Consider the following 26,400-nt stretch of genomic DNA (forward strand, 5'->3'; position numbering starts at 1 on the left):
CGCTCCCGATGGGTTACATTCGGTGTGAGCGGTTATCCCTCGCTCCTGTACGTAGCTAGAACGCCGTGTGGACGCAGATGCCCGCCTCGTCCGTCCTCATGCAGACAAACAACTGTGGATGGCCGTCTTACTCGGCCCACAGCGCAGCGATACGGTCTTCGATCTCAGAGAGGACGAGCCGCACCACGTCACGATAATCGTCCGGCCAGGAGGCATCGTCTCCGGCTGTGGGGGCGCTGGGTGGTGGGTGGAGGTGGTCTCGTGTATTGTGGGGGTTCGGATGACGATCCCAGCGACAGTCCCAGGAACATTCGGGATGTATCTCTCGATAGTGAATTTTGACGTCGTCGTTCGTATACCAGCGAACACTCAGAGTAGCCTCTTCGACCGCCTGGGGATAGTACGACGGTGCGAGTACAACACTGAGTTCGAGATGACCACCCCCATCCGTGATGGTCGCCTCTGCGACCTGACTCGTTGCCTGGAGCCGTGTCTGAAGGAATTCGAGGATCGGGCGATCGATGGGCGCGGGGCTCCCGCCATCGCCTGTCGGTGGGCCCATCGAGAGGACTACCCGGACGCCTGCTCGCGCTCGCCACTCGTGCGTTGCTGACGGGCGCGTTCGAAGCGTTTGCGTTCCTCACGTGCGGTTGTCCAGTCTGCGAGGTCGTCGTACACGTCGTCGATAGTCAGCTCGTCGCTGGCCTCCGCGACAGCAACAGCGTCGACTGCGGCCGGCGATACAGCGTCGTACACATCCTCGTACTCGATGAAGCATCCGAACGGGTGTGCTCCAGCTACCGGGTACCGCAGCGTCTCGAAGCGGCCCGAGCGATGTCAGAGGACGTCCAGTGCCGTCCCAGAACGCTCGACGGACGTTTTCGGCGTGTCTTCGCTCCTCACAGGTAGTCGTACTGCGTCACTCGACGGTGCTCGAACCGAGGGACCGACCGGGAATTCGTCCTCAGACGGTCGGCTTCGTCAGCACGTTCGAGGTCCCGACCCGGTACGAGTGTGCCCGTCCCCAGGTGGTCTCGACGACCTCGTACTCCCGCTCGCCGTCGGCGATCTCGTGGAGTCCGTCGAGGAGGTCGTCGAGCAGCGACAGTTCGGACCCGGCGAGTGGCTCGTTGTGGCTGGTGACGAGGACGTCGAAGCGGCCATCGTCGCGCCAGTCTCTGAGCGTGGCCACCGATTCGAGATAGGCGTCGAGGCTACTCCCCTCGAACAGGACGTACAGACCGTGGTCGACGTGGACGATGTCACCGCCGTAGAGAACGCGCGTCTCCGGGTCCAGGACCCCGAGGTGGCCGGGGGAGTGTCCCGGGAGGTGGTGGAACTCGAGGGTGCGGTCGCCGAGCGGAAGGCCGTCCGCCATCGGGGCGGGCGCTGCCTCGAACGCCTCGACCGTGTACTCGTCGGGGTCGACGTCGTCGGGAAACGCGTTGTCGTCGGCGAGCCACTGTCGAGCGAACTCCCGCGGCCGGTGGGCGAACTCGTCGGAGATACTGTCGACCGAAATCCGGCCGTCACCGGGCAGTTCGACCGGACTGACGACCACCTCGTCGAACTGGGACGCGGCCCCGATGTGGTCCCAGTGCGTGTGGGTGAGGACGACCGTGACGGGCGTCTCGACCAGGTCGTCGACGAGTCCTCGGAGGGCACCGACGCCGACGCCGGTGTCGAGCAACACTGCCCGGGAAGAGCCCTCGACGAGGTACATGCCGTACTTGTCGCACTCGTCGATGCCGTAGGTCCCGTCCACCACCCGGGAGACGTCGTACCAGTCGTCCGTGGCGTTCATATCGTGTGATGTCGTGCCACGGTAGTAAAGGCGTCCGTCTACCGTGCGCCACGGACGCGCCACGATAGCAAGGACTATGTGAACACGTCCGCCCACTCGGGCATGGGACGGCTTCCGTACGTGACGCAGGACGACCTCGACTCGGAGTACGAGGACCTCGTCGTGTCGTCGCTCCAGCCGGGCAAGACCGTAAACGTGTACAGCGCCATCGGCAACAACCAGGAGGTGCTGCGCGGCTTCCGCGAGTTCCTCGGGTCGCTCTGGACCCACTCCGGTCTCACCGACCGCCAGCGGGAACTCGTCATCCTGACCGCCGCCTCCGAGGTCGGCTCGGAGTACGAGTGGCACCAGCACGTCACCATCGGCTCCGACGCCGGACTCACACCCGAAGAGATGTCGGCGCTCGCCCGCGACGACCGGACCCCGTTCTCGGCGGCAGAACGGACGCTCATTGCCTACACGCGTGCGGTGGCCCGCGGCCGCGTCACCGACGGACTCCACGACGCCCTGCTCGCTCACTTCGACGAGGCGACCGTCGCCGGGACCGCGTCGACCGCCGCCGGCTACGTCGCGCTCGGCCGCGTCATCGACGCCCTCGGCGTCGAGCTCGAAGCGGGCGACGAGTTCGCCGGCTGGGACCTCGAGTAGTCAGTCGCCGGTCTCGTCGGTCACCATCGTCTCGCGGAGGTAGTCGTAGACGTCCGTCATGTCGCCGTCGTCGCCGAAGCGCGCTCGCGTACAGCCGACCTGACTGCGAACGACGCTGCCCAGTAGAAGCGGGACGCGACTGTCCTCGGCGAACTGTAACAGGAGCCTGAGGTCCTTCTCCATCAACCCGAGAGCGAAATCGACGTCCCGGCCGGCCGAGACGTAGTCGGGGAACTTGTCCTCGGTGGCGGAGTTCCGGCCGGTGCTGACGTTGAAGACGTCGCACATCGTCTCGACGTCGAGGCCGACCTGCTGGCCGAGCACGATAGCTTCGGAGGTCGCGACCATCGCCGTGTTCGACAGGTAGTTGTTGAGCAGTTTCACGGCGTGGCCGTGGCCGGGGTCGTCCCCGACGTGCACGACGTTCGCCGCGAACGCGTCGAGGTACTCGCGACAGGCGTCGAGCGTCGCCCGGTCGCCGCCGACCATCACGGTGAGGGTGCCGTTCTCCGCACCTGAGGCGCCCCCGCTGACGGGAGCACCGAGGACGGTCACGCCGTCGTCGGCGAGTCGCTCGGCGAGCGACCGCGTCATGGCCGGCGTCGACGTCGTGGTGTCGACGATCGCCGCACCCGCTCCGAGCGTCGTCTCCAGTTCCGAGACGACAGTCTCGACCACGCCGGGATTCGGCAGCGAGAGGAAGACCACGTCCGCCTCGGCCCCGACGTCGGCCGCCGAAGCCACTCCCTTCGCCCCCGCGGACTCGACGGCCGCCATCGCGTCCCGTCTCCGGTCGAAGACGACGACGTCGTGTCCGTCCCGAACGAGGTGCGTCGCCATCCGACCGCCCATCCGTCCGAGGCCGATGAACCCGAGGGACGTCATGCGACACGCATCAGCGCCTCGGGACAAGTACCTACCGTCGGCACACGTCGGACGGCAGCCATCGGACGGTCGCTCTCTCGGGACTGAGCACCGTTCAGGTCTCGACCGAGCGTCGTTCCGTTCGACGGCCGGGCTCGGTGGGGAATCGGTACTCAGCCGTCGGACTGGACCGCGTCGTCGATGGGGGTGTCGCCGCCGAAGAGCCGGATGGTCTCGCCGACCGTCTCGTCGTGTGCGAGACAGGCGACGACCGTCTGGGCGACGTCGGCGCGCGGAATCTCCGCGCCCGCCGCCTCGGGGTGTTCGAAGGCCGCCGAGACGCGTCCCGTTCCCTCGTCGTCGGTGAGCGTGGTCGGTCGCAGAACCGTGGCGTCGAGCGGAGACCACTCGAGGTAGTCGTCGGCACACCGCTTGGCCACCTGGTACGGGCGGATGGCCTCCGGGCTGGCCGACGGGTCGCCCGCCCCGTACGCGCTGACCATGACGAACCGGTCGATGCCGTGCTCGACGCACGCGTCGACCGCTCGGCGCGCGCCCCACAGGTCGACCAGGAGCGTCTCGTCCCAGCCGGTCCCCCCGCCGGAACCGGCCGTGAAGACGACCGCGTCGGCCCCCTGAAGTGCCGGGACGAACTCCCCCTCGAGGTCGCCCACTCGCGGTTCGCCGCCGCGTTCGCGGACCGCGTCGAACTGTGACTCGGCTCGCACGACGCCGAGTGCGTCGTGCCCGGCGTCCGCGAGTCGGGCGACTACCTCGCGGCCGATTCCACCGTTCGCACCGATGACTGCGACGTGCATCGTGTCTCGTATCGACGTGGGCACTCTCAATAGGGACTGTGGTGGCCGACCTTTGCTCGACGAACCCACTGCTCGCGGCCACGGCCACCCGACGGTTCCGGCTCCCGTGGTTCGTCCTCGTCACTCCGGTTGCCCCGGTTCGACACCGGAGAGGAGGTCGTCCCCGTAGGGATAGTCCATCTGTGCCTTGATCTCGGCGCGAACGTCTTCGTCCCCCCACCGGTAGCAGAGGTGAAGCCCGAGGTCGATCGCCGAGGTGACGCCCCGCGCGGTGATCACGTCCCCGTCGTCGACGACGCGGTCCTCGACGACGGTCGCGTACTGCGCGAGTTCCTCGAAGGCCATCGGATGGGTCGTCGCACGGTGCCCGTCGAGCAAGCCCGCGGCACCCAGGAGGACGGCACCAGTGCAGACGGAGACCTTGTACTCGCAGTCGGCCGCGGTGCGGAGCCAGTCGACGAACGCCACGTCGGTCCGGTACGCCTCGGTTTCGACCGTCCCCGGGACGATGACCGCGTCGTAGGCGTCGAGTGGCTCGCCCACCTCGGTCGCGGTGAGCGAGAGACCGCCAGTCGCGGTCACCGTCGCCCGTGACGGGGGCGCACAGATCTCCCACGAGACGTCGTCCCGGAACCCCATCGTGACCAGTCGAGTGACCGGGTCGTACACCCCGACGAAGTCGAGCGCCGTCAACTCGTCGTACACGACGAACGCGATTCTCATGTCCGAGAGTGGAAGTACGTGCTCATAACCGTAGTGCCGTTCCTCGACACGGTGCCGGTTCTTCCGGCTCCCCTACCGAGACCACACGATGACACACCAATCCGGTACGAGGTGACGGGTCACGCGCCGTGACTGCTGGTGCTGCTTCGGTGTGTGTACGGGACACGACCAGGGCGGAGTTCGAAGCGTACGTCGCCGGCACGCGGGCCAGCAAGTATTAACAACGTGCTATGCTATGACGCCACTATGGACGGTATCCACGACCTCGGGGGGATGCAGGGGTTCCCCCCGGTGGACCCACACGACGACGTCGTCGGCTATCACGACGACTGGGAGGGGCTCGTCCACAGCGCCTTCACCGGGACGCTCGGCTCCGGCGTCCACAACATGGACGAGTTCAGACACGCCATCGAGCGGATGGACCCCGCACACTACCTCACGGCGGCCTACTACGACCGGTGGCTGGTCGGCGTCTCGACGCTCGCCGTCGAGAAGGGCGTCATCTCGCCCGGGGAACTGCGCGAGCGGACGGCCGCGATGGCGGACGGCGAGGCGACGGTCACCGAGCGTCGTGACCCGACGCTCATCGACGACCTCGTCGACGGCGTCGTCGACGCGTACGCGGCGTGGGAGGACGACCGCGAACCCGCCTTCGAGGCGGGCGATACCGTCCGCGTCCGACACATGCACCCGGACGGGCACACCCGCTGCCCGGGCTACGTGCGCAACGCCTACGGAACGGTCACCGAGTACCGCGGAACCCACACCCTGCCCGACGCGCACGCCCACGGCGGCGACGGGTCGGAACCGGTGTACAACGTCGCCTTCGACCTGGGCGCACTCTGGGATGCCGACGGTGGGGAGGACCACAGCGGTGACTCACAGTCGGAGAGTGCGGGCGACACGATTCGCGTCGAACTCTGGGAGAGCTACCTCGAACACGTAAACGAATGAGCGACCACGACCACCCACCGGACGACTCGACCCGAGCATCGATCGACGAGACCGTCGAAGCCCTCGCACGGGAGTACGACCCCGAACCGCGCGCCCGCGCCCTCCAGTCGCTGTTGGTCGAGAAGGAACTGCTCTCGACCGACGCCGTCGACGCCGTCGTCTCCACGTACGAACGGGAGATCGGCCCGCTGAACGGCGCGAAGGTCGTCGCGCGCGCCTGGTCCGACGAGGCGTACCGCCGCCGATTGCTGGACGACGGGATGGCGGCCATCGAGGAACTCGACGTCGAGGTGAACGGCGACGTCATGGAGATCGAGGTCCTGGAGAACACCCCGGAGACCCACAACGTCGTCGTCTGTACGCTCTGCTCGTGTTACCCGTGGGCGGTCCTCGGACTCCCACCGACGTGGTACAAATCGCCCTCGTACCGCTCGCGCGTCGTCCGCGAACCGCGCGCCCTGCTCCGCGAGGAGTTCGGTGTCGACCTCGACGACGACGTCGCGGTCGACGTCTGGGACAGCACCTCCGAACTCCGCTACATGGTCCTCCCCCAGCGACCGCCGGGGACCGACGGCCTGGACGAAGCGGAACTCGTCGAACACGTCACGCGCGACTCGATGATCGGGGTCGACCGGTTGGCATGACCGACGAGGACGGGCGGTCGGACCGAGACGATGCGGCCTCGTCATCCGGGGAGGTGCTCTCGGCCCTCCTGAACGACGCCGACGAACCGAGGTTCGAGGCGCCGTGGCAGGCACGAGCGTTCGCACTCGCCGTCGCGCTCTCCTCCTACGATGCGGATATCTATTCGTGGAACGACTTCCAGCGACGCCTCGTCGCGGAGGTCGGGGCCGAGGGGGACGGTGCGGCCGGGCCCGACGGCACGTCGTCGGGGGGAGCGTCCGCCTACACCGAGTCGACCTACTACGAACAGTGGCTCCGGGCGCTGGAACGGGTCCTGCTCGAGGAGGGGCTGGTCGACCCGGACGAGGTCCAGCGGCGAGTGCGGGCGTTCGCCGACGGCGACCGCGACGCGTCGGAGTTCGTCGAGGGCGAACACAGCCACGACCACGCGCACCCGCACGACCACGCACACGACCACGCCGAGGACCACGACCGTTCACACGGGACGGGTTACGACCACGGCCACGACCACGACCACGCGCGCGGCGGAGACGACCGGTGAGCGTCTCGCTGGAGGGGGCGGTCGACGTCCACGTCCACACCGCGCCGGACCTGGTCGAGCGGTACGCGTTCGACCTCGACCTCGCCCGCGAAGCGCGCGACGCGGGGATGCGCGGCCTCGTGGTGAAGAGCCACGTCGTCCCGACCGTCGGGCGGGTCGACCAGGTGAACCGCGCGCTCGGCGAGGACCTGCTCTACGGAGGTGTCGCGCTGAACGCCGGGACGGGGGGCCTCAACCCCGAGGCGGTGCGAATCGCCCTGGAACTGGGCGGCCGAATCGTCTGGCTTCCGACCGCCTGGAGCGCGAACCACGCCCGGCAGGAGCGCCGGGCCGGCGCGGACTCGTTCGTCGGCCAGCGGCTCCCCGGCCCGGACGAGGAGCTCGTGGTGGCGCGCGACGGGTCGCTACTCGAGGAGACCAGCGAGATCGTCGACCTCGTCGCCGAGTACGGCGCGGTCCTCGGGACCGGTCACGTCGGCGCTGAGGAGGTCGAGGCGGTGGTGGCCGCCTGCGCCGACAGGGGTGCCGACGTACTCGTCAATCACCCCTTCTTCAGGGCCACGGAGCTCTCGATAGCGACCCAGGAGTCGCTCGCCGAGCAGGGGGCGACGATGGAGTACTGCGCCTACGCGGTCGACAGCACCGAGGGGCACTCCGTCGAACGCGTCGCGGAGGCCGTCGCCCGGGTCGGCCCCGAGCGCTGTCTGCTCGCCACCGACTACGGACAGGTCGGCAACTCGCCCGTCGACGGCCTGGCCGCGTTCGCCCGCCGCGTCGTCGACGCCGGAGTGCCCGCGTCGACGGTCCGAGAACTCGTGCGCGACCGGCCGGTCGAGTTGTTCGGTCTCTAGTGGGCGAGCGGGGAGCGACGTCGACACGGATGCGAGGAACCCGCCACTCGACCCCTCCCCGGCGAACCGGTGTGGCCAGCCGCGCCACTGGTCGGGGGCGAGTCGTCGGTTCGTCGACAGGAGACGCGTCGTCGCTCGATACCCCGGCGATATCTTTATTTCAATCGGTTACACTGCTAGTGCCATGCCTGTCAGACACAAGCACAATCATCAGTACGTGGAGTACGTTACGGGAGGGCGACATGTCTAGCCTCGAACTCCGGGCCTTCCCGATACTCCCGCGGTCGAGGGCCGGGAAGGTGCTCCTGGCGGTCGTCCTGGTCGCGTTCGTCGCGATCGGACTGTCGGTGTTCGGCCTCGTCTTCAACGAACCCCGGCTGTTCGGACCGTTCCCGGAGAGCGTGTCCTGGCACTACTTCTGGTACGGCGTCATCTACCTCGTGCTCGTGGCGACGTACGTCCTGCTGTTCAAGCCGTGGGCCGACGCGGCCGAAGACCTGGACGTCGCGGACGTCGACGCGCCCCCCGAGGTAGAGGAACCGGAGGTGGTCTCCGATGACTGACCCCCTCGCGCTGCAGGGGGGAATCCTCACGCTCCGGAACGTCCTGCTGGTCCTCGGGCTCTACATGGTGGTCGTCCTCGTCATCGCCTACTACGCGAACAAGCACCTCAGCGTCGAGCCCGAGGACTACTACCTCGGCGGCGGGCTCGGCACGCTGGTCCTGACGGGGACCGTGCTCGCGACGTGGTACAGCACCTTCGCGTTCCTCGGGGGACCGGGCACCTACTACACGAGCGGGACCTCGTGGCTGTACTTCGCCTTCTTCAACATCACCGGCGCCCTGCTCATCTGGGTGGTCGGGACCCGGTTCTGGCTGCTCGGGCAGAAGTTCGGCCACATCACCCCCTCCGACCTCGTGGCGGGGTTCTACGAGGAGGACGACGGCGTCCGGATACTCGTCGCGGCCATCGCCATCCTGGCACTCGTCCCGTACGCGGTCATCCAGCTCACCGGGGCCGCACAGGCGCTCGTCGGCGCGATGGGCTCGCCGCAGTACTTCACGTGGGGGGTCGTCGCGCTCATGGTGATGGTGACGTTCTACCTGTACGTCGGCGGGCTCCGGGCGGTGGCCTGGATCGACACGCTCCAGGGCGCCATCTTCATGAGCCTGCTCGTCATCACCGCGGGCGTCGTCGCCCTCTGGGCGGGTGGCATCGAGACCGGGTTCTCGCTCGCCCTCGAGAACAACGAGGACCTGTGGGTCTTCACCGAGTCGGAGTCCCCCGGCGCCTGGTACACCGGGGCGCTCATCTGGACGGTCGCGTGGGTGTTCATCCCCCACATGTGGCAGCGGATGCTGATGGCGAAGAGCCCGAAGGTCATCGCCAAGACGTCCATCCTCTCGGGGACCGCCGCGCTGTGGATAATCACGTTCTCCGCGGTCATCATCGGGGGGGTCAGTTCGGGCATGATCCCCGAACTCCCCGACGGCATCCCGTCGGACGGACTGATGACGTACGTGTACACGGAGATCTTCCCCGCCGGGGCGCTGTTCATCGTCGTGGCCGCGTTCGCCGCGGGGATGTCGACCATCAGCAGCCAGATCCTCACCTCCAGTTCCATCTTCGTCCGCGACGTCGTCAAACGGCCGTTCCGCCCCGAGATGGCCTCGACGCGGGAGGGGCAGATCGGCCGGTACTTCACCGTCGTGTTCTCCGCCATCGTGCTGGCGTTCGCGCTGAGTCCGGCCGCGGAGCAGGCCATCATCCCGCTCGCCACCGACGGGGTGGCGCTCGCGTTGCTCTACCTCCCCTGTGTCGTCGGGCTCTTCGTCTGGGAGGGCGCCTCGACCGCAGGGGCGAAGTGGTCGCTCCTGCTCGGTCTCGTCTTCATGCAGCTCTCCATCTGGACGCCGTTCGGCGCTATCTTCCCGTTCTTCGGCCCGCCGGTGTACGGACTTCTGTTCGCCACCCTCGTCTACTACGTCGTCTCGAAGGTGACGACGCCGGTTCCCATGGCCCACCAGAACGAGTACCGCGAGGTACTCATCAAGGGGATGCGCGTCCACGACCCGTCGGCGACCGACGCGGTCCCGGGCGACGACTGAGTCGAGGAGACCCGACACTCGACCCCCCTGCACGGCCGCCCCGTCCTGTGTCGCGTTTCACGCGACGTCGATACGCCTATACCGTCGTTCTCCTACCCGATGCTATGCAGAACGGTATCACAGCACGCTCGGCGACGGTGACGCTCCCGGGGGTATCGGCGTGACCGTCCAGCGGGCACCGCTCGACGAGGCAGCCATGGCTCTCCGGACCGGCGAACGCGCCGTGACCGACTACGTCGCCGAACTGTACGAGCGTATCGACGCATTCGACGACGACGTTCGGGCGTGGGTCGACGCGGAGGCGGCGGCGCTCGCGGAGCGCTCTCCTGACCCGTCGCATCGACCGCCGCTGTACGGCGTGCCGGTCGGCGTGAAGGACGTCTTCCACGTGGACGGGATGCCGACACGGGCGGGGTCGGACCTCCCCCCGGCAGAACTCGTCGGCCAGCAGGCCGCGGTCGTGACGTCGCTTCGGGCCGCCGGTGCGCTCGTCCTGGGGAAGACCATGACGACCGAGTTCGCCTACTTCGAACCGGGACCGACCCGGAACCCGCACGACCTCGCGCACACGCCGGGCGGGTCGAGCAGCGGGTCGGCCGCCGCCGTCGCCGCGGGGATGTGCCCGCTCGCCATCGGCACACAGACCTACGGGTCGATCGTCCGACCGGCGACGTTCTGCGGTATCGTCGGCTTCAAGCCCAGTTACGGTCGTATCCCGTTCGACGGCATCATCCCGCTGGCCCCATCCGTGGACCACGTCGGCTTGTTCACACAGGACGTCCCTGGTATGGAACTCGCGGCCTCCGTCTGCGTCGACGACTGGGACCCATCGACGGTCGACGAACACGACCGACCCGTCGTCGGGGTGCCAGCAGGGGAGTACCTCGACCAGGCGTCAAAGAGAGGTCTCGACCGCTTCGAGGAGCACGTCGCCACCCTCGAGCGCGCCGGGTTCGAGGTCCGCCGGACGGTGGCGTTCGACGACATCCGGACGGTCAACGACCGGCACGACGACCTGGTCGCCGCCGAGGCAGCGCTGGCGCACCACGAGTGGTTCGACGCGCACGCGGATCGGTACGCCGACAGTACGGCCGACCTGATTCGTGACGGCCGGGCGGTCTCGATCGAGACGCTCGCCGACGCTCGGCGCGAGTGTGTCCGGCTTCGCGCGTCGGTCGTCGACACGATGACCGAGCACGGCATCGACGTCTGGGTCGCTCCCGGTGCGCCCGGCCCCGCCCCTGCAGGCATCGATACGACCGGCGACCCCGTCATGAACCTCCCGTGGACCCAGGCCGGGGTGCCCGCGATCGCGATTCCTGCCGACGACGTCGACGGTCTGCCAGTCGGCGTCCAGTGCATCGCGGCGTTCGGGGCGGACGAACGACTCCTCGCGTGGGCGACGCCGATCGCGAACGTGCTTCGCGGTGTCGCGTGAGCGACGGACGGTGCGCGTCGAACCGACCGAACACGAGTCGTTCGGCCGTCGTGAGGTCCCACTGCGGGTGGACCGTTCGTTCACTCCTGTGGCTCGGCAGGGACCCGTCGGGGAGTACCCGGAACCTGCCATCTGTGAAAGCCGCTAGAGCGACGTCGATTGGAGGTCGAAGGACCGCTCACCGGACCGGTCGTCGACGAGGACCGTCTCGTAGGCGGGTTGCGAGTCACCCACGAGACGGTGATCGAACGTGGATACCACCCCCCTCTCACACAGCGGTTTTCCTGAGTTATCCACGCGAAGGGGAGGCCAGTAGCGGCTGGTCGACCCCTCACACAGCGGTTTTCCCGAGTTCCCCACCGAACAGCGGAGCACTCACTTCAGGTCGAACCGACGGTACTACTACTAGCTATCATAACTGTAGTGGTAGTAGTAGTAGTTGCCGTATCTTGTACAGGGCAAAACCACTATACTGTGTGACGTCTGACAGCGGTTTTCCTGAGTTAGATTCCGCGAACCAGTGATTCTTTATATGTGTAACCGGTGCAACTAGCGAGTCGCGGTGTGGATAGACGAGCGACGCCAACTCAGGAAAACCGCTGTGTGAGAGGGGGAGGTAGCCAGCGATTCGGGGGACTCGGGAAACTCGGGAAACTCGGGAAAGACTGATGTCGCTGGATGCGTCAGTCTCTCTCACCATGGACGACGTCGATTCGATCTTCGCTGACGACGTAGAGTTGATCAAAAACGCCGAGGTCCTCGAAGAGGACTACACCCCGACGGAGATCCTGTGTCGGGACGACGTCCTTCGGCAGTACACGAGCGTCTTCAAGCCGATCTACAAGGGTCGTCCGCCACAGAACGCCTTTCTCTACGGCGATACGGGGGTCGGAAAGACCGCGGCGACGAAGTACCTCCGGGAGAACCTCGAACACGACATCGAGAAGAAGAACGACCAGTTGCCCGAGGAGAAGCGGATCACGCTCAACGTCGTCTGGATCAACTGCGAGAACTTCACGACCGGTGATCACAAGACGTCGTCGTACCAGGTCGCCGTGGGCATCGTGAATCGACTCCGGGACAAAGGGAACCGAATCACGGGAACCGGGTACGCCCCACAGGACGTCTACGACATCATGTACGAGGAACTGGACAACCTCGAGGGGACCGTCCTCGTGATCTTAGACGAAGTCGACAAGATCGGGAACGACGACACACTCCTCTACGAACTCCCACGCTCTCGCGACATCGGCTACGTCGAAAACGTCCGCGTCGGCGTCATCGGTATCAGTAACGACTACACCTTCCGAAAGAACCTCTCCCCGAAGGTCAAAGACAGCCTGTGTGAGACCGAGATCAAGTTTCCCGCCTACAACGCGACGGAGCTCTCGGACATCCTCAACGCTCGTGCGGAGCTCGCGCTCTACGACGGTGCCTACACTGCGGAGACGATCTCGCTCTGTTCGGCACTCGCGTATCAGGAGGCATCGGGGAGCGCTCGTCGAGCGATCCGACTGCTCCGACGGTCGGCAGAGATCGCCGAAGAGAACGGCTCGGAACAGATCGAGGAGGAGCACATCCGCCAGGCCGACAAGGACCTGGAGTACGGCAACATCGTCGAGTCCATCGTCGACCAGGACGACGAGAAGCTCTACATCCTGAAGGCACTCGCCCACCTCGATACCGCGGGCCTCACGCCTGCCCGCACGCGGACGATTCACGCCGCGTACTCCCGGGTAGTTCGGTCCTACAACACGGCGAGCGGGAAGGACCCCCTCACGCAGCGCGGGATGTTCAATCACCTCTCGAAACTGGTGATGTTCGGCTTCGTGAACACCATCGACCACAACAAGGGCGTCGGTGGTGGACAGTGGAACGAACACGAGTTCAGCGACGACCTCGACGCACAGAAAGTGAGAGACGCGTTCGAGGACCGAAACCTCGAATGGCTGACGATCGACGTGCGTGGAATCGAGGAGTAACTCAGGAAAACCGCTGTTGGACCCCCGGTGGGTGCTTTCGCAGTACGAGCGAACCGGTCACGAGAGAGTACACGTCGTCTGTGGTGTCGATGACAGCTACTCCACCACGCTAGTGATTACCGTACGTTGGTGGCCGCTTCGCGATGGCCGGTTCAGTCGAGGGTGTCGAGCGAACCGTAGCGTTCTTCGTTCTGAATGTGCGTGCAGAACTGCGCACACAGTCGACAGCAGTCCGTGGCGTCCGTGAATGTTCGGACGCTGGCGTCCCAGCGCGCGTGGACTGCCCCGAGCATCGCGCTCCGCACCGACGGTTCGGCAACGACCATCATCCGCCGGGTGCGTTCCGGCGGCGTGGCATCGGCCGCTGGTCCCTGCATGCCGCCGCTCGACAGCACGTCCTCGAGGACGCTCCCGATCTCGATACCGACGCCGAGATTGTCGCCCACCTGTGGCGCGACGAAGACGGTCACGTTGCTCGCTCGCGTGAAGGCGATACTCTGTGTCGCGGCGTCCATCTCGTCGAGCGAGATTCCGACGTCGATCGCGAGGAAGGCGTTGAAGCCGCGATCGCGGAGACAGTCGCGCGTCTCCTGGAGGAGACGTAGCACCTCGTCCTCTGCGTACGCCCCGCTGGTCTCGTTCCACGTCGCGAACGATGGAACGTCGGTCTCAGCATCGGCATCTGCCGGTAGCAGTGCGTCGACGTCGAACGTCCGGTACGGACCCATCACGTAGACGAGAAAGTGCTCGCGCCGGACTGGCGGAAGGGCAGTCGAGTCACCGACCGCCCGAGGGAGGTCGTCGATAATCCGATTCCGCATTCACGTCGCCGATTCGGAGCGCCAGTTTATAAATACCGGTGCTTTCAGGAATCTTCTACTAGAGAACGGCTAAGTGTATGGCGCTACTACACTCGAACCGAGGTACCTACAATGGCCGAAACCGACCGCCGCCCGACCGACGAGGTCCGCCAGCCGGAGCCCCCACTCCCCGAGGAGAGTGGACTGACGCTCGAGGAGTACCTCGCCATGCAGCAGGCGATCGGCCACCCGACGCGATTTCGCATCCTGCGCACCCTCGTCGTCAACGACGAGCTGAGTGCCGCCGAACTCAAGTCTGCGGTCGGAGTGGAACCCCACAACTTCCACTACCACCTCGACGAACTGGTCGACGTCGGCCTCGTCGACAAGCGCCAGCGACGGACCGCCGACAGCCAGGGCTTCTACACGTACTACCGACCGACCGCGATGGGCGACGGCATCCTCGAGCACGGTGTCGCAGAGCTGATGCGCCGCGAACGCGAGTTCAACGACACCTATTCATGACCGAACGCTTTTCGTGGGTAGATCCAATCCGCCCCCTTGACCAACGAGACTACGCGTTGGTGTTCTTTGTTGGTTAATACGAGCGGTGGAGATGTCCCACGAACCACCGACTCCACCAGCGGACCTCCCGACGGGGGTAGTCGACGTTCTCGACGAGTTCGCACCGAAACGCCTCCGAGACGTTGCCCGCTCCGCCGCGGCGCTGGCCAAACACGAGGCGCGTGAGAACCGTCTCGAGGTGGGGTCGGATGACAACGGCGACGAGAAACGGCCCGACGGTCTCCCGGACGACTTCCCGCAAGGGCGACGACTATCACGGAGTTCAACGACGACCACTACTGGCAGTGGAGGGAGGGTGACGCGTCGATTCCGGCTGACCAGTCGAAATACCGGTTCTGTCTCACCGACCATCTCGGTGTTGAAGCCGTCAGGTCGGACAAGACGGCGGAGGCGACGCTCCTCCTGTCTCGTGGAAGTGTGACCGGACCGACCCCTCTCGATATCGGTCGTCGATGAACTGTTCGAGCAGTATTCGACGGAGAACCACACGAGGGGATGAGTAACACCGAGTGCATATCCCCGACAGCAGCCTCGTCGAGCGCTCGCAGAAGAAGCTGAGGAGACATCCCGAACGACTGCCGTCGACGAAGGTACCCAGCCGAAGAGCACCTCGACCAACAGCTCCGTTCGCACACCACAGAATCGTTTCTCACCAACTATCATTAACTCTTTAAAATGGTGGTGTGAGTGTGTCACACCGATGCGCTCGATAGCTCGACCTCGGACCAGACGGGACGTTCTCAAGACGATCGGTGGTACAGCGACAGCAGCCGGTTTCGTCGGCACCGTGAGCGGTCGACGGCGACCCGGAGGCGGCAAACAGGGTCGTGGGATACGGTACGCTGCGTTCAACGTCATCGAACTGGAGACGGAGCAGGTACAATCGCCGGGGGATCCACAGGCCGAAGCGGCCGCCCGAGTCGTCCAGGAAGTGCAGCCGGACGTCCTCGTCGTCAATGAACTCACCAACAACACCCAGGAGGACGAACACACCAATAGAACGAACATCGACGCGTTCGTCGAGAACTACCTCAGCGTCCCACAGCGAGACGACCTCGACGGCATCGACTACGAACACACGCTCCAGCCGGAGAGCAATACCGGCGTCCTCCCGGACCAGGACTACGACTTCAACAAGGACGGAACGGCCGGCGAACGGCCGGGTGACGCGTACGGGTTCGGGGAGTATCCGGGCCACTACGCGTTCGCGATCGCGAGCAACTACCCGATCGACGAATCGAACCTCCGTTCGTTCCAGACGTTCAAGTGGGCGGACATGCCCGGGAACCTCATCCCGGTCGCGGGCGAGGACGGCGTCGTCACGGATCCCGAGGGCGACGACCTCGCGCTCTACCTCACGGAGGAGGAACTCGACGTCTATCGGCTCTCTTCGAAGACCCACATCGACGTCCCGTTCGAGGTCGAGGGGGGGACGGTTCACGGTCTGTTCGCGCACCCGACGCCGCCCGGCTTCGACGGCGTGAACAACTTCAACGGGAAGTGGAACCACGACGAAGTCCGGTTCTTCGCGGATTACGTCGCTGGCGCAGAGTACATCTACGACGACAGCGGCGTCCACGGCGGTCTCGACGACGACGCCTCCTACGTCCTGATGGGCGACATGAACGCGGGGCCAGGCCTGGGGCGGGACGAGCGTCCGCTCACCCCCGCCCAGGAGTTCCTCATCGACAACGACGACTTCGATACCGACCGTCTCCCGAAGAGTCCGGGCGGGGCGCAGCGCGGTCTCCCCACCGCGACACGGGTCGGCGGCGATGTCGAGGGCGTCGTCGAACAGATCGACTACGTCCTCCCCTCTCCGGACCTGTCGCTTCGCGCCTCCTCGGTCGTCTGGCCGAGCGAGAACGCGACGAAGCGGAACCTCGGCGAGGACGTCAGTCTCGCCTCGGATCACCGACTCGTCTGGGCCGACATCGCGACCCATCCCGGTCACTGACGGCATTCGATCGCTCACTCTCGATACTCGCCTACGATACGAACTCGGCCGTCGGAACTAGCGGCCGAGCCCTCCTTTTGTGACACCGAGGGTTTGACGATATTGCCGGTCCGGTCTCGCAGCAAGAGGAGGCGTACTGATGCCAGCGACTGAGCATTAGTTCCTGCTGTACGAGTCTATCCCAGATGAGGAGTGGTCTGACTAGCCGACATGGGGGTGCCACGTTTGTACGTCGTCACCGCACGGACCGTAACTGATAATCGGTCGAGTAAGAGCGTACCCGACAAAAACGTCGGCGTCGAAAGTATTGGTTAAGATTCGTACCGGGTGTCGGCGTGAGCTATCAGCGTCCCCGTCTCGATATTCTATGCCAGTAGTCGTCAGAGGTACACATCATGGGTCACTCGACCGTACCTCCGACGAAACGGCGTTAGACAGCTCATCGAACTGTCCTGTCCCCCTCAACGACGTGCTCCGGACGGGTGTGTTCTATCGATTTCTGTGGACTAACATTATTAGTCTATGTGTCAGATGTCACTTCTATGCCTGCAGACACGATCATCAGGGGAGGGACGCTGGTGCAACCGGGTGGGACACTCGATGCGAGTATCGCGATTACGGGAGGGAAGATCGCCGCGATCGGTACCGAATCGGAACTCCCCGACGCAGCGGAGGTGATCGACGCGTCGGGAAAGTTCGTTCTCCCCGGCGCGGTCGACGTTCACGTTCACCTCGACGATCACTTCTCGAACGACACCTACGAGACAGCCTCGAAGGCGGCGGCGCTCGGTGGGACGACGACGGTGATCGACTTCGCCTGGCAGGCCTGGGTCGGGGAGGCGAGCCTCTTCGAGGAAGAGAGCACACTCGTCGAAGGGATCGACCGGAAGCAAGCCAAAGCCGAAGGTTCGCTCATCGACTACAGTCTCCACGGGGCGATCACCCGCGAGGACCCGACGATATTCGACGAGTTGCCCGAAGTCATCGACCGGGGCGTCACCTCGATAAAGCTCTTTACCGCATACGAGTTCGGCTTGCCGAACGGGTTCATCAACAAGGTGTTCGCAGCGGCCGCGGACTACGACCTCGTAGCCGTCCTTCATACGGAGGATTCCTCCGTCTGTGAGGTGATCACCGAGCAGTTCAAACGCGAAAGCAAAGGCGAGGCCGAGTACTATCCGAAATCTCGGCCCGATTACGCGGAGGCGATGGCAGCCGACGACGCCATCCGGATGGCGATGGAGGCTGGCTGTCGGTACTACGGTATCCACACGACCTGTCGGAAGGCCGCAGACGTCATCGAGCAGCACCGCGCGGCCAATCGGAACATGATTCGCGCCGAGACGTGCACTCAATATACCGTGGCCGACGACTCACTGTTCGAGGAGGTCGGTCTGCTCCCGATGGCAGCGCCGCCGTTACGGAAACCGGACGACAACGAGGCCATGTTCGAACATCTCGAACGAGGGACGATCGACGTCGTCTCGACAGACCACTGTGGATACACGCGCGAGCAGAAGCAGGTCTATCCGTGGTGGGAGGGTACCTACGGGATGAACTCGCTCCAGCGGAGCCTGCCGGTGTTCCACGACGAGGCGGTCGCCGAACGCGGGTTCAGTTACCCGTTCCTCGTTCGGAAATTGGCCGCAAACCCGGCGCGCATCTTCGGGTTGACGAATAAAGGGACGCTCGACCCGGGAACGGATGCCGACCTCGTGGTCTTCGACCCGGACGACACCGACCCGATCGACCCGGAGGACAACGCCTCGATCGCTGACTTCTCGGTCTACGAGGGACGCGAGGTCGGCACGGTCGAGAAGACGTTCGTCCGCGGCGAACTCGTCGCTGATGGGGGGGAAATTGTCGGACACCTAGGTCACGGCGAGTTCGTCGAGCGTGGGATTCCAGAGTGGCGGACGTGAACCGAAGGCCCAGCATCTATCTACGGTTCACCCATACGCAGTGGTCTGCGGGATTCGTTCGTTGCTCGGGTACGTCACCGACTACGTCCTCCGATTGACGCACCGGCCGGCGGCCGTCGTGAAAACCGACGTCAGCGAGTGGCGAGTGAACGTCCGCTACCGGCCATCGTCTGGTGTGAGACGGGCGCGGCGGCGGTCGAACTCCTCGTCGTCGATGTCGCCACGAGCGTACCGTTCCTGGAGGACAGCGAGCGCCCTGTCCTCAGCGCGGCCGTCCGTTCGGGATCGAGTCGCCAGCCAGTAGACGAGATAGGCCGGGAGGGCGACGAGGAGGGCCATCCACAGCAGGCCGAGGAGCATCGTCCCCCAGCCCCATCCGCCCCACCCGACCATATGGCCGTCATTCCACGTACCGCCGTGCCACCCCCACATCGTCGTATCCGGGACGGTCGCGTGCGTCAGGGTCACTCCGCCGACGACGGCCAGCGACAGTGCTCCGACGACGATGAGTCCCAGAGAACGGAGTCCGCGCGATTGAATTGGGTTTTGCATGATCGTACGTCCGAAGAGAGCTCGGCGTGGTTAGCCGAGGATGTATTCGAGGGCGGGGTAGCGCTCGACGAGTGGTTGGCCGCCGACCTCGTACCGTTCGATGTACTTGTCGAGCCCGAGGATGCGGCCGGCGCCGAACGCCGCGACCGCGAGGAACACGAGCATGTACGCGAAGTCGCCGTTGATGAACCCGTGGGCCATGTCCCAGTTCCCGAAGTAGAACATGAGCATCATGAGCGCGCCGAAGAACGCCGCGAGGCGGACCATCGCGCCCACGAGCAGGCCGAGGCCGATGAGCAACTCGCCCCACGGCACGGCGACGTTCGCGAACTCGACGAACCACGGCGTCGAGCCCATCCACGCGAACATCCCGGCGAGCGGGTTGCCGTTCGTCGCCGCGACGTTCGACAGGTAGCCGCCAGCGGCGAACTCGCCGGTGATCTTCGTGAATCCGGAGTACGCGAACGCGTAGCCCATCATGAGGCGGAGCGCGAGCACGAACCACGCGCTGAGGCTGTGGACTTTCCCGCCGACGGTCAGGCCGCCGACTCTGCTCTCGAGCTGGTTCATACCGGAGTCGAGTGTGGACATAGTTATTGCACCTTCAATCAACCGTAGGTGGCAGGAGACGATATAACAGCGAGCCAGCGTTCTGAGTCAGAAAATCGGCGGGCTATATTACCCTCCTGTCACGAGTACGGACGTGTGACCGAGGAGCCCGCCCCGTCGGAGGTCTTCGCCACCCTCGACGACGAGTACGCCCGCGACATCCTCGTGGCGACGAAGACGGACCGGCTGTCTGCGAAGGAACTCAGCGAGGAGTGCGACATGTCGCGCCCGACCGTCTCCCGACGCGTCACCCGCCTCGTCGAGCAGGGGTTCCTCGAGGAGTACACACACGTCGACCCCGGAGGCCGGCACTACAGCGAGTACGAGGCGCGCCTCGAACGCATCGAAGTCCTCCTCCAGGCGGAGGGCTTCGACGTTCGAATCGACGTCCGGCCGGACCCCGCCGACCGGATCACGACCATCTTCGAAGCGATGCGGAGAGACTGACTCATGGAACACACGTTATTCGTCATCGGGAAACTGTTCACGACCGTGTTGGCGCTGGTCATCGCGTACCAGGCCTACCGCGGATACCAGCGCCACCGCACGCCGTTGCTCCTGTACGTCGCAGCCGGTTTCGCACTGGTCGGGCTCGGCGGTCTCCTCGAGGGCGTACTCTTCGAGGTCGTCCACGTGTCGCTCTTCGAGGCCGGATTCGTCGCGGCAGTCGTCACCGCGATGGGGATGATGTCGATTCTGTACGCCCTGTACGCCCCGAATCCCTGAGTGGTCGGGGCGCGACAGTGATCGCGGTGCTTCTCGGGCGTGACGCCGGTCATGCACGACTTCTGGGCGGTCGGCGACTCCGCGCGGAGCAACTGGCCGAGAACGTACGGCGCGGGTGGGACGTGACGAAGGCGGCACCACTCGTCCGCAGCAGAGGAATGGTTATTACCAACCGTGTGCATCAGTCACATGGGGTCGACCATGGGATCACCAATCGACGACATCGCGTATCTCGCGCGGTCCGAGCACCGGGCCCCGACGCTTGTCGCACTGACCGTCCGTCCTCGGAGTCGGTCCGAACTCTGGGAGATGACTGGTGTCTCGTCGTCGACGATCCGACGGACACTACGCGAGTTCGACGACCGCCAGTGGATTCGCAGGGACGGGTATCAGTACGAGACGACGCAGTTGGGCTCCTACATCGCGTCCGCGATGGCTGAACTGATCGACTGCTTCGAAACCGAGCGCAAACTCCGCGACGTCTGGAAGTGGCTCCCGGACGAGGAAAGCGGCTTCACGATAGACTTGTGTGCCGATGCGACCGTAACGATAGCTGACGCCGACGACCCGTACGGCCCCATCAACCGATTCCGCACGCTCATCAGGGAGACCGACACGTTCCGATTCATCGAGTCCTCCCTCGCACTCTGTGAGCCGCATCGGGACGAGTTCTGCCAGCGGGTCATCGATGGCATGGAAGCGGAGATCATCGACCCACCGAGCGTCGCCAGGTACATCCGCTCGACGTACCCGGAGTTGGCGTCCGAAACCCTCGCGAGCGGGAATCTCACCGTCTGGTTGCACGACGATCTCCCGCCATACGGGATCGGCATCTTCGACCGTCGGATTGCGATATTCGGCCACGACCCGGACAGCGTCACGGTCCGTGTGTTGCTCGACACCGATTCGGAGGACGCTCGCGAGTGGGCGGAGTCACAGTACGAGTTCTACCGTCGCCAGACTCCAACCGTCCCACTCGAAACCGTCGTGGATTGACGAGACACCCGCCTCGAAGTCGAGCGACCACACCCCGTCGGTCCCACGGTCCTACCGCATCACTACCCGCGTATGTGAGTAGAGAACGGGGAATCGAATCGCCCGGCATGTGGGTCGCCCTTTCCAACCGGTACCGACTGGGCATCGTCTGCACGGGCGTCAGTCGCTGCCGGTTCGTTGCAACGTGGACACGCCGTCAGCGAGCGCTGGTGTGCCACGAGTTAGCTACCTAACGGTCGACCCCGTATCGATTCTGCCGGAAGGCAACTGAACCACTATGGGACAAGCACACAAACTCGACTGCGAATCGGCAGCGGCCGATTGCCGGTTCATCGTCCAGTCGGAGAACGAAGCCGAAGCGATCGAACTAGCCAAGAACCACATGAAAGAGGTGCACGGGGCGAACTACACGGACGACGAACTTCGTGCGGACCACCTGCAGGTCGTGTAACGATGACGACTGACAAGCAGGTGTCCCACGGGGTGGACCTCGAGACACTCGAGGGGTTCGCTGCGTATGCGGCTGCCAACCCGGACGATGTACAGCTCGGGCTCGGTGCCCGGTCGACCTACGAGGGGACGTGCGCTCACAGCCTCGCACAGATAGACAGCTACACGCTCGGCGGCGAAACGATCGCACGCGAGACCCGTGAATACACGATTCCCTACGGGGCGTGGAAAGAGGTCTTAGACGCGGGCGGGTGGGTCGGCGGGACCGACCGGCTGGAGCCGATCGAGGCCGCGCTCTCCGCGCTGGCCTCGTGTATCAACGTCGGCATCACCATCAACGCCGTCGCCAACGGCGTCGACATCGAGTATCTCCAGACTCGCGTCCGAACCGAGTTCGATCCGAGGGTCCTTTTCAGCCTCGAGGACCTCGGAGAAGCCGGTGCGGTCTTCGAGAACCTGACCGCTGAAATCGAGATCGAGAGCCCGGACCTCGATAAGGACCAGATCGACGAGTGGGCGCGGCGTGCGCCAGTGTATACGCTCGTCTCGCTCGACCAAGATATCCAGCTCACGGTGAACACGCCGCCCGAGGTGGCGGCCGACGACTGATCGAGGTGACGACATATGCCAGAGTCACTCGACATCGACCGCCTCGAGCGGGCCGTCAAGAGCGTCTATCGGGACGTCGCGGAGGAACCGGCCGAGGAGTATCACTTCGAGATGGGTCGTCCCCTAGCGGAACGGCTTGGCTACCCGGACCGGGACCTCGACACGATTCCCGAGGAAGCGCTAGAGTCCTTCGCCGGCGTCGGATACCACTTCGATTTCGCCGGCCTCGACGAGGGAGACGACGTCCTCGACCTCGGAAGCGGGTCGGGCACGGACGTCTTCGTCGCGGCAGTCCACGTCGGGGAGTCGGGAAGCGTGACCGGGGTGGACATGACCGACGAGCAACTCGTGAAGGCGCGGCACTTGCGTGACGAGGGGGAGATGGACAACGTCTCCTTCGAACGGGGATACATCGAGGATCTCCCGTTCGAGGACGGGACGTTCGATGTCGTCCTCTCGAACGGGGTCATCAACCTCTCGCCGGACAAACAGCAGGTGTTCACGGAGGCGAATCGCGTCCTCACCGCTGGGGGGCGCATCGCCATCTCGGACATCATCAGCGAGGAACCGATGCCCGAGAGCATCAAGAACAACGAGGACCTCTGGGCGGCCTGTATCGGCGGTGCCGAACAGGTCGACCGGTACACGAGGCTCATCGAAGCGGCCGGATTCGAGGTGAGAGACGTCCGGGACAATCAGCAGTACGAGTTCGTCTCGGCGCAGGCGGCGAACGCGTGTCAGCAGTACGGCGTGAAGAGCATCTCGCTCGGCGCGCGCACGTGATCACTATGGCAACCGAACAATCAATCGCAGACGAACGGGAAGACCAGACCGAACTCGGGGCACCGCTCCGGAACGGGTCCCTGCTGATGGCGCTCGCCGGCATCGCGTTCATCGGCTACGGGATCGTATTTCTCGTGTTGAACTTCGCGGGAAGCGGGTTCGAACTCGGAGTCAGCACGCTCGACGGAATGACGAAAGCCGACCTGAATCCGACGGTGGCGTACTACATCAGTCACCTGCACGTCGCCACTGCCGCGTTCATCATCTCGACGGGAATCGCGGTCACAGCGCTGTCGTGGTACGGCGTGCGGCAGCGACTTCGGTGGGCGTGGGCGACCGCGGTCGTCGCCGCCGTCGTCGGCCTCGCGCTCGCGCTCCCGATGCACTACACGGCGGACGCGTTCGCCCACGACTGGGTGACCCACCTCGGCCCCATCTACCTGGCGACGATCGTCTTCGTCGTCGGCGTCGTCATGGCCTATCGTGGCTTGACCACGACGTAACTGTGGTCCGTACACCAGCCAACGCACGGATGAATCCACTCTCCATCGTTGTTTTGCACGGCGGCGGCGTCTATGAGATTACGTTCCTCGAATACCTGCTCGGTGTCGGGAGCTACCTGGTCGCTTTCGGTGGACTCGGTGGCATCGTGTACTGGGGATTCGAAGCTATCAGTCCCACTCACTCCGAGGTCACCGAACCCCCGGACGGCAGGGAGGACGACCTGTAACCGAGGACGGTCGTGTCGAGATACCTCGCGTCGCTACCATGTGCTTCCTGCGAAGTTCTCGACCTACAACGAGTTCAGTAGACCCGGTAAACCAGTGTCGCCGATAGGTCCTGGCGGTCCGCCAGAGTCTATTGCCTCCTCGACGAGTGCGGGGCTCGCCGTGATGGTGAGTTCCCGGTACACCGGTGAGAACGATGGCGCTCAGAGGCATCTACGAGACTGACTTCGACGACAGAGGGCGAAGCCGAGGCGGTCGCGTACGTGGTCGCTCAGCACTTCGGGTTCGATGGGAGCACCTCCGCGCTGTTCGTCGCAGCGTGGAGCAGTGAGGCCGTCGACACCATCAACGAGCGAACCCAGCGACTCCAGCGGACAGCTCTCGACCTCATCGAGGCAATCGGTGAGCGTTTCGAGCAGTACATGGTACGCGTCACACCCTGCCTGCGGGCCTCTAGCTACGTCGCTTAGTTCACAATGTACACACGATGGGCTCTATTACGAAGCGTGGACAGTTCAGAGCGCCCCATCGGGGTCTCGACCGAGCCGACGCCTGGTGGCCGTCCTCGGTGCTGACCGACGGACGTGCTGCTGACTGCGCTCCGTGAGTATCTCCAAGACGCTGCACACGACGGCGCGCTCACCCAGGAGATCGGCGCGGCATACTACGATGATGAGACCTCCTTCGAGCAACTCTCGACACTGAGCGCCCAGGCGACTCGTACGGTCTAACGCCCCTCTGCGTCGGAAGCCGTGAGTAGATATCCGATGATGTGACAGGAATTCGAGAGTTGCTCGCTCTATTCTGGAATCATTGTCGTCCGGAGGACCGCGAGTGGAGTCGCTAGTCGTCAGCAGCGAGCGTGTCTTGTGGCCCGATTTTGAAGACGTCCTCGTCGGGAACCGGCTCCTCGTAGGTCGTGACTTGCTGTTTGGAATAGGCCCGTGGACCGAGACGGGATTGGAATGCTGGAATGACCTCCTCCGCGAACCACTCGAGTGACTGGTTCCACTTGTACTGGGGCAGGCCCCAGTCGTGGTGGTTGATGAGGAGCTGGCCGAACGGACCGACCCGATCGTGGAGCGCTTTGATCTGTTTGACGACATCGTCCGGCGACCCGATGAGGAACGGAACGTTCTCGACCATCCATTCGACCGTCAGGTCCTCGACCTCCTGATCGGCGTCCCGTTTCATGAACGGAGCAAGCCCGATGTCGAACATGTACTCGTAGTAGCCCTCGATGCCACTTCGGAGGTCCTCGAGTGCCTGTTCTTTGCTCTCTGCGACGTACACTTCACGGGTGATACACCAGCTCTGTCGTGCTTTCGCTGGATCACGTCCCGCCTCTCTCGCCCCTTCTTCGATGGCCTCCCCCGCTTCTTCGAGACTGACGCAGGCGGGATTGTTCGGCGCCTCCATCGGGATGAAGCTGATGCTCAAGGGGCGGTGGCCGTCCTTCGCGGCGTTGTAGAACGTACTCCGGGAGGTGAGGCCGGCCACGGACGAGAGCGGTTCCTCCTGGTACGTCGGGAACTGGACCATCCGAGCTTCGTACTGGTAGAATTCGCCGTCGTAGTCGGTAGGTTCCTCGGCGTCGAGGTACGTCTCGATGACGTCGATGGCCTCCCACATCCGGTCTTTCATCTCGTCGTCGGTGGCGTTGAACATCTCCATGTCGCTCATCAGCGCGCCGCCACCGAACCCGAGAATCGTCCGTCCGTGAGAGATCTGGTCGAGGAACGCGAGCCGTTCTGCGACCGCGAAGGGGTCGTGGATGTCATACGGGAGGTTGACCGTCGCCGGCATCAACTTGATCCGGTCCGTGACCTGCGCGATCCGCGCGAGTTGCATCTCGGGGAGGGGGACCGTCTCGTGTCCACCGCTGTGGTGTTCCCCGACCCAGTACTCGTCGAACCCCAGTTTGTCCGCGAGTTGTGCTTCCTCGACCATCTGGTCGAGTGCGAGCGTCCAATTCGTGTGTGGTCGCCACGCTGGTTGTGCGAAGATGCCGAAGTCGAGTTCGAAGTACATGCTGTTTGACACCACACTGCACTCCCGAACGATCGAGCATAAGGATTTCGTCGGGTCGTGGAGTTCGGTGTGACTATCGAGCGGGCTCGAAACGCGCCCTGTTCGAGAGGGACAACCTGCGTCATAGACGCCTGATGACAGTCCCTGTGAGGGGTTGGCACCCGGTGATCTCCCATAGTCGTACTCACCGACGCCTGACTTTTCGGTCGTCAGATCGCCGTCGACAGACGCTCGATGTAATCGTTGGTCCGTCCAACAGCGCCTTTTTATCCGAG

Annotated in this window: 30 protein-coding genes and 2 pseudogenes; 22 read left to right on the top strand and 10 right to left on the bottom strand. The window is 64.7% G+C overall.

What is annotated here, in order from left to right; genetic code table 11:
• Positions 1-127 precede the first annotated feature (127 nt).
• The 3 genes and pseudogenes from P1Y20_RS18775 to P1Y20_RS15050 form a co-directional block, all read right to left on the bottom strand.
• On the bottom strand, positions 128-562 hold the full coding sequence (locus tag P1Y20_RS18775; RefSeq protein ID WP_368662181.1) for a toxin-antitoxin system TumE family protein: 435 nt from the start codon (positions 560-562) through the stop codon (positions 128-130).
• An 8-nt stretch (positions 563-570) separates the two neighbouring features.
• Positions 571-768 (bottom strand): annotated as a pseudogene (locus tag P1Y20_RS15045) (DUF7342 family protein); the annotation flags it as partial.
• 196 nt (positions 769-964) lie between these two features.
• Positions 965-1,804 (bottom strand): MBL fold metallo-hydrolase, encoded by an 840-nt coding sequence (locus P1Y20_RS15050; RefSeq protein ID WP_304449526.1) that lies wholly within the window; start codon positions 1,802-1,804, stop codon positions 965-967.
• Positions 1,805-1,906: 102 nt separating this feature from the next.
• Between P1Y20_RS15050 and P1Y20_RS15055 the strand changes: the two genes are divergently transcribed.
• Complete coding sequence (locus P1Y20_RS15055; RefSeq protein ID WP_304449527.1) at positions 1,907-2,452, top strand: carboxymuconolactone decarboxylase family protein; 546 nt, start codon at positions 1,907-1,909, stop codon at positions 2,450-2,452.
• Here the strand turns inward: P1Y20_RS15055 and P1Y20_RS15060 are convergent, their stop codons facing one another.
• The 3 genes from P1Y20_RS15060 to P1Y20_RS15070 all read right to left on the bottom strand — a co-directional run bounded on the left by P1Y20_RS15060 (position 2,453) and on the right by P1Y20_RS15070 (position 4,857).
• Positions 2,453-3,337 carry an NAD(P)-dependent oxidoreductase gene (locus P1Y20_RS15060; RefSeq protein WP_304449528.1) on the bottom strand — a complete coding sequence of 295 codons (885 nt, stop codon included), beginning with the start codon at positions 3,335-3,337 and terminating at the stop codon, positions 2,453-2,455.
• A gap of 152 nt (positions 3,338-3,489) precedes the next feature.
• On the bottom strand, positions 3,490-4,134 hold the full coding sequence (locus P1Y20_RS15065) for an SDR family oxidoreductase (RefSeq protein ID WP_304449529.1): 645 nt from the start codon (positions 4,132-4,134) through the stop codon (positions 3,490-3,492).
• Between the two features lie 120 nt (positions 4,135-4,254).
• Complete coding sequence (locus P1Y20_RS15070) at positions 4,255-4,857, bottom strand: DJ-1/PfpI family protein (protein WP_304449530.1); 603 nt, start codon at positions 4,855-4,857, stop codon at positions 4,255-4,257.
• 246 nt (positions 4,858-5,103) lie between these two features.
• Between P1Y20_RS15070 and nthB the strand changes: the two genes are divergently transcribed.
• The 8 genes from nthB (at position 5,104) to P1Y20_RS15110 (ending at position 13,377) form a co-directional block, all read left to right on the top strand.
• Positions 5,104-5,811 (top strand): nitrile hydratase subunit beta, encoded by a 708-nt coding sequence (gene nthB, locus P1Y20_RS15075; RefSeq protein WP_304449531.1) that lies wholly within the window; start codon positions 5,104-5,106, stop codon positions 5,809-5,811.
• Positions 5,808-6,455, top strand: a complete 648-nt coding sequence (gene nthA / locus P1Y20_RS15080; RefSeq protein ID WP_304449532.1) for a nitrile hydratase subunit alpha — start codon at positions 5,808-5,810, stop codon at positions 6,453-6,455. Before nthB ends, nthA begins: the two co-directional genes overlap by 4 nt.
• A complete protein-coding gene (locus P1Y20_RS15085; RefSeq protein ID WP_304449533.1) occupies positions 6,452-6,997 on the top strand; it encodes a nitrile hydratase accessory protein in 546 nt (181 codons plus the stop codon). The genes nthA and P1Y20_RS15085 overlap by 4 nt, the downstream gene beginning before the upstream one ends.
• Positions 6,994-7,848, top strand: coding sequence for a DUF6282 family protein (locus tag P1Y20_RS15090; RefSeq protein WP_304449534.1), 855 nt, complete (start codon positions 6,994-6,996; stop codon positions 7,846-7,848). Before P1Y20_RS15085 ends, P1Y20_RS15090 begins: the two co-directional genes overlap by 4 nt.
• Positions 7,849-8,090: 242 nt before the next feature.
• Positions 8,091-8,411, top strand: coding sequence for a hypothetical protein (locus tag P1Y20_RS15095; RefSeq protein WP_304449535.1), 321 nt, complete (start codon positions 8,091-8,093; stop codon positions 8,409-8,411).
• Positions 8,404-9,957 (top strand): sodium:solute symporter family protein, encoded by a 1,554-nt coding sequence (locus tag P1Y20_RS15100; protein ID WP_304449536.1) that lies wholly within the window; start codon positions 8,404-8,406, stop codon positions 9,955-9,957. The genes P1Y20_RS15095 and P1Y20_RS15100 overlap by 8 nt, the downstream gene beginning before the upstream one ends.
• A 160-nt stretch (positions 9,958-10,117) precedes the next feature.
• The gene (locus P1Y20_RS15105) at positions 10,118-11,395 is read left to right on the top strand and encodes an amidase (RefSeq protein WP_304449537.1); all 1,278 of its coding nucleotides are present in this window, start codon (positions 10,118-10,120) and stop codon (positions 11,393-11,395) included.
• A 698-nt stretch (positions 11,396-12,093) separates the two neighbouring features.
• Positions 12,094-13,377: a Cdc6/Cdc18 family protein gene (locus P1Y20_RS15110; protein ID WP_304449538.1), complete on the top strand. Its 1,284-nt coding sequence runs from the start codon at positions 12,094-12,096 to the stop codon at positions 13,375-13,377.
• A 152-nt stretch (positions 13,378-13,529) separates the two neighbouring features.
• Here P1Y20_RS15110 and P1Y20_RS15115 read toward each other — a convergent pair whose 3' ends face one another.
• A complete protein-coding gene (locus P1Y20_RS15115; RefSeq protein WP_304449539.1) occupies positions 13,530-14,198 on the bottom strand; it encodes a DUF7509 family protein in 669 nt (222 codons plus the stop codon).
• A 111-nt stretch (positions 14,199-14,309) separates the two neighbouring features.
• Here P1Y20_RS15115 and P1Y20_RS15120 point away from each other — a divergent pair, with 111 nt between their 5' ends.
• The 3 genes from P1Y20_RS15120 to P1Y20_RS15135 all read left to right on the top strand — a co-directional run bounded on the left by P1Y20_RS15120 (position 14,310) and on the right by P1Y20_RS15135 (position 18,641).
• Positions 14,310-14,702: a winged helix-turn-helix domain-containing protein gene (locus tag P1Y20_RS15120; RefSeq protein ID WP_304449540.1), complete on the top strand. Its 393-nt coding sequence runs from the start codon at positions 14,310-14,312 to the stop codon at positions 14,700-14,702.
• 847 nt (positions 14,703-15,549) lie between these two features.
• Entirely contained in the window at positions 15,550-16,719 is a 1,170-nt protein-coding gene (locus P1Y20_RS15130; protein WP_304449541.1) for an endonuclease/exonuclease/phosphatase family protein, read from the top strand.
• 542 nt (positions 16,720-17,261) lie between these two features.
• Entirely contained in the window at positions 17,262-18,641 is a 1,380-nt protein-coding gene (locus P1Y20_RS15135; RefSeq protein WP_304449542.1) for a dihydroorotase, read from the top strand.
• A gap of 156 nt (positions 18,642-18,797) precedes the next feature.
• Here P1Y20_RS15135 and P1Y20_RS15140 read toward each other — a convergent pair whose 3' ends face one another.
• Positions 18,798-19,193 (bottom strand): SHOCT domain-containing protein, encoded by a 396-nt coding sequence (locus P1Y20_RS15140; protein WP_304449543.1) that lies wholly within the window; start codon positions 19,191-19,193, stop codon positions 18,798-18,800.
• Positions 19,194-19,223: 30 nt separating this feature from the next.
• Positions 19,224-19,784 carry a DoxX family protein gene (locus P1Y20_RS15145; protein WP_304449544.1) on the bottom strand — a complete coding sequence of 187 codons (561 nt, stop codon included), beginning with the start codon at positions 19,782-19,784 and terminating at the stop codon, positions 19,224-19,226.
• A gap of 114 nt (positions 19,785-19,898) precedes the next feature.
• On the opposite strand from P1Y20_RS15145, the gene P1Y20_RS15150 reads away from it, so the two are divergent.
• The 10 genes and pseudogenes from P1Y20_RS15150 to P1Y20_RS18780 form a co-directional block, all read left to right on the top strand.
• Complete coding sequence (locus tag P1Y20_RS15150) at positions 19,899-20,249, top strand: ArsR/SmtB family transcription factor (RefSeq protein WP_304449545.1); 351 nt, start codon at positions 19,899-19,901, stop codon at positions 20,247-20,249.
• Positions 20,250-20,252: 3 nt separating this feature from the next.
• A complete protein-coding gene (locus P1Y20_RS15155) occupies positions 20,253-20,528 on the top strand; it encodes a DUF7521 family protein (protein WP_304449546.1) in 276 nt (91 codons plus the stop codon).
• Between the two features lie 189 nt (positions 20,529-20,717).
• A complete protein-coding gene (locus tag P1Y20_RS15160; RefSeq protein ID WP_304449547.1) occupies positions 20,718-21,524 on the top strand; it encodes a helix-turn-helix transcriptional regulator in 807 nt (268 codons plus the stop codon).
• A gap of 277 nt (positions 21,525-21,801) precedes the next feature.
• Positions 21,802-21,975 (top strand): DUF1059 domain-containing protein, encoded by a 174-nt coding sequence (locus tag P1Y20_RS15165; RefSeq protein ID WP_304449548.1) that lies wholly within the window; start codon positions 21,802-21,804, stop codon positions 21,973-21,975.
• 2 nt (positions 21,976-21,977) lie between these two features.
• The gene (locus P1Y20_RS15170) at positions 21,978-22,583 is read left to right on the top strand and encodes an OsmC family protein (RefSeq protein ID WP_304449549.1); all 606 of its coding nucleotides are present in this window, start codon (positions 21,978-21,980) and stop codon (positions 22,581-22,583) included.
• A gap of 15 nt (positions 22,584-22,598) precedes the next feature.
• A complete protein-coding gene (locus tag P1Y20_RS15175) occupies positions 22,599-23,366 on the top strand; it encodes a methyltransferase domain-containing protein (RefSeq protein ID WP_304449550.1) in 768 nt (255 codons plus the stop codon).
• A gap of 5 nt (positions 23,367-23,371) precedes the next feature.
• Complete coding sequence (locus P1Y20_RS15180) at positions 23,372-23,869, top strand: hypothetical protein (protein ID WP_304449551.1); 498 nt, start codon at positions 23,372-23,374, stop codon at positions 23,867-23,869.
• A gap of 29 nt (positions 23,870-23,898) precedes the next feature.
• Positions 23,899-24,096: a hypothetical protein gene (locus P1Y20_RS15185; RefSeq protein ID WP_304449552.1), complete on the top strand. Its 198-nt coding sequence runs from the start codon at positions 23,899-23,901 to the stop codon at positions 24,094-24,096.
• A 261-nt stretch (positions 24,097-24,357) separates the two neighbouring features.
• The gene (locus P1Y20_RS15190) at positions 24,358-24,564 is read left to right on the top strand and encodes a hypothetical protein (protein WP_304449553.1); all 207 of its coding nucleotides are present in this window, start codon (positions 24,358-24,360) and stop codon (positions 24,562-24,564) included.
• Positions 24,565-24,581: 17 nt separating this feature from the next.
• A pseudogene (locus P1Y20_RS18780) lies at positions 24,582-24,798 on the top strand (hypothetical protein); the annotation flags it as partial.
• 139 nt (positions 24,799-24,937) lie between these two features.
• Here the strand turns inward: P1Y20_RS18780 and P1Y20_RS15195 are convergent.
• Positions 24,938-26,137 carry an LLM class flavin-dependent oxidoreductase gene (locus P1Y20_RS15195; protein ID WP_304449554.1) on the bottom strand — a complete coding sequence of 400 codons (1,200 nt, stop codon included), beginning with the start codon at positions 26,135-26,137 and terminating at the stop codon, positions 24,938-24,940.
• Between the last annotated feature and the right edge of the window lie 263 nt (positions 26,138-26,400).

It is taken from the genome of Halomarina ordinaria (genome assembly GCF_030553305.1).
GTDB lineage: Archaea > Halobacteriota > Halobacteria > Halobacteriales > Haloarculaceae > Halomarina > Halomarina ordinaria.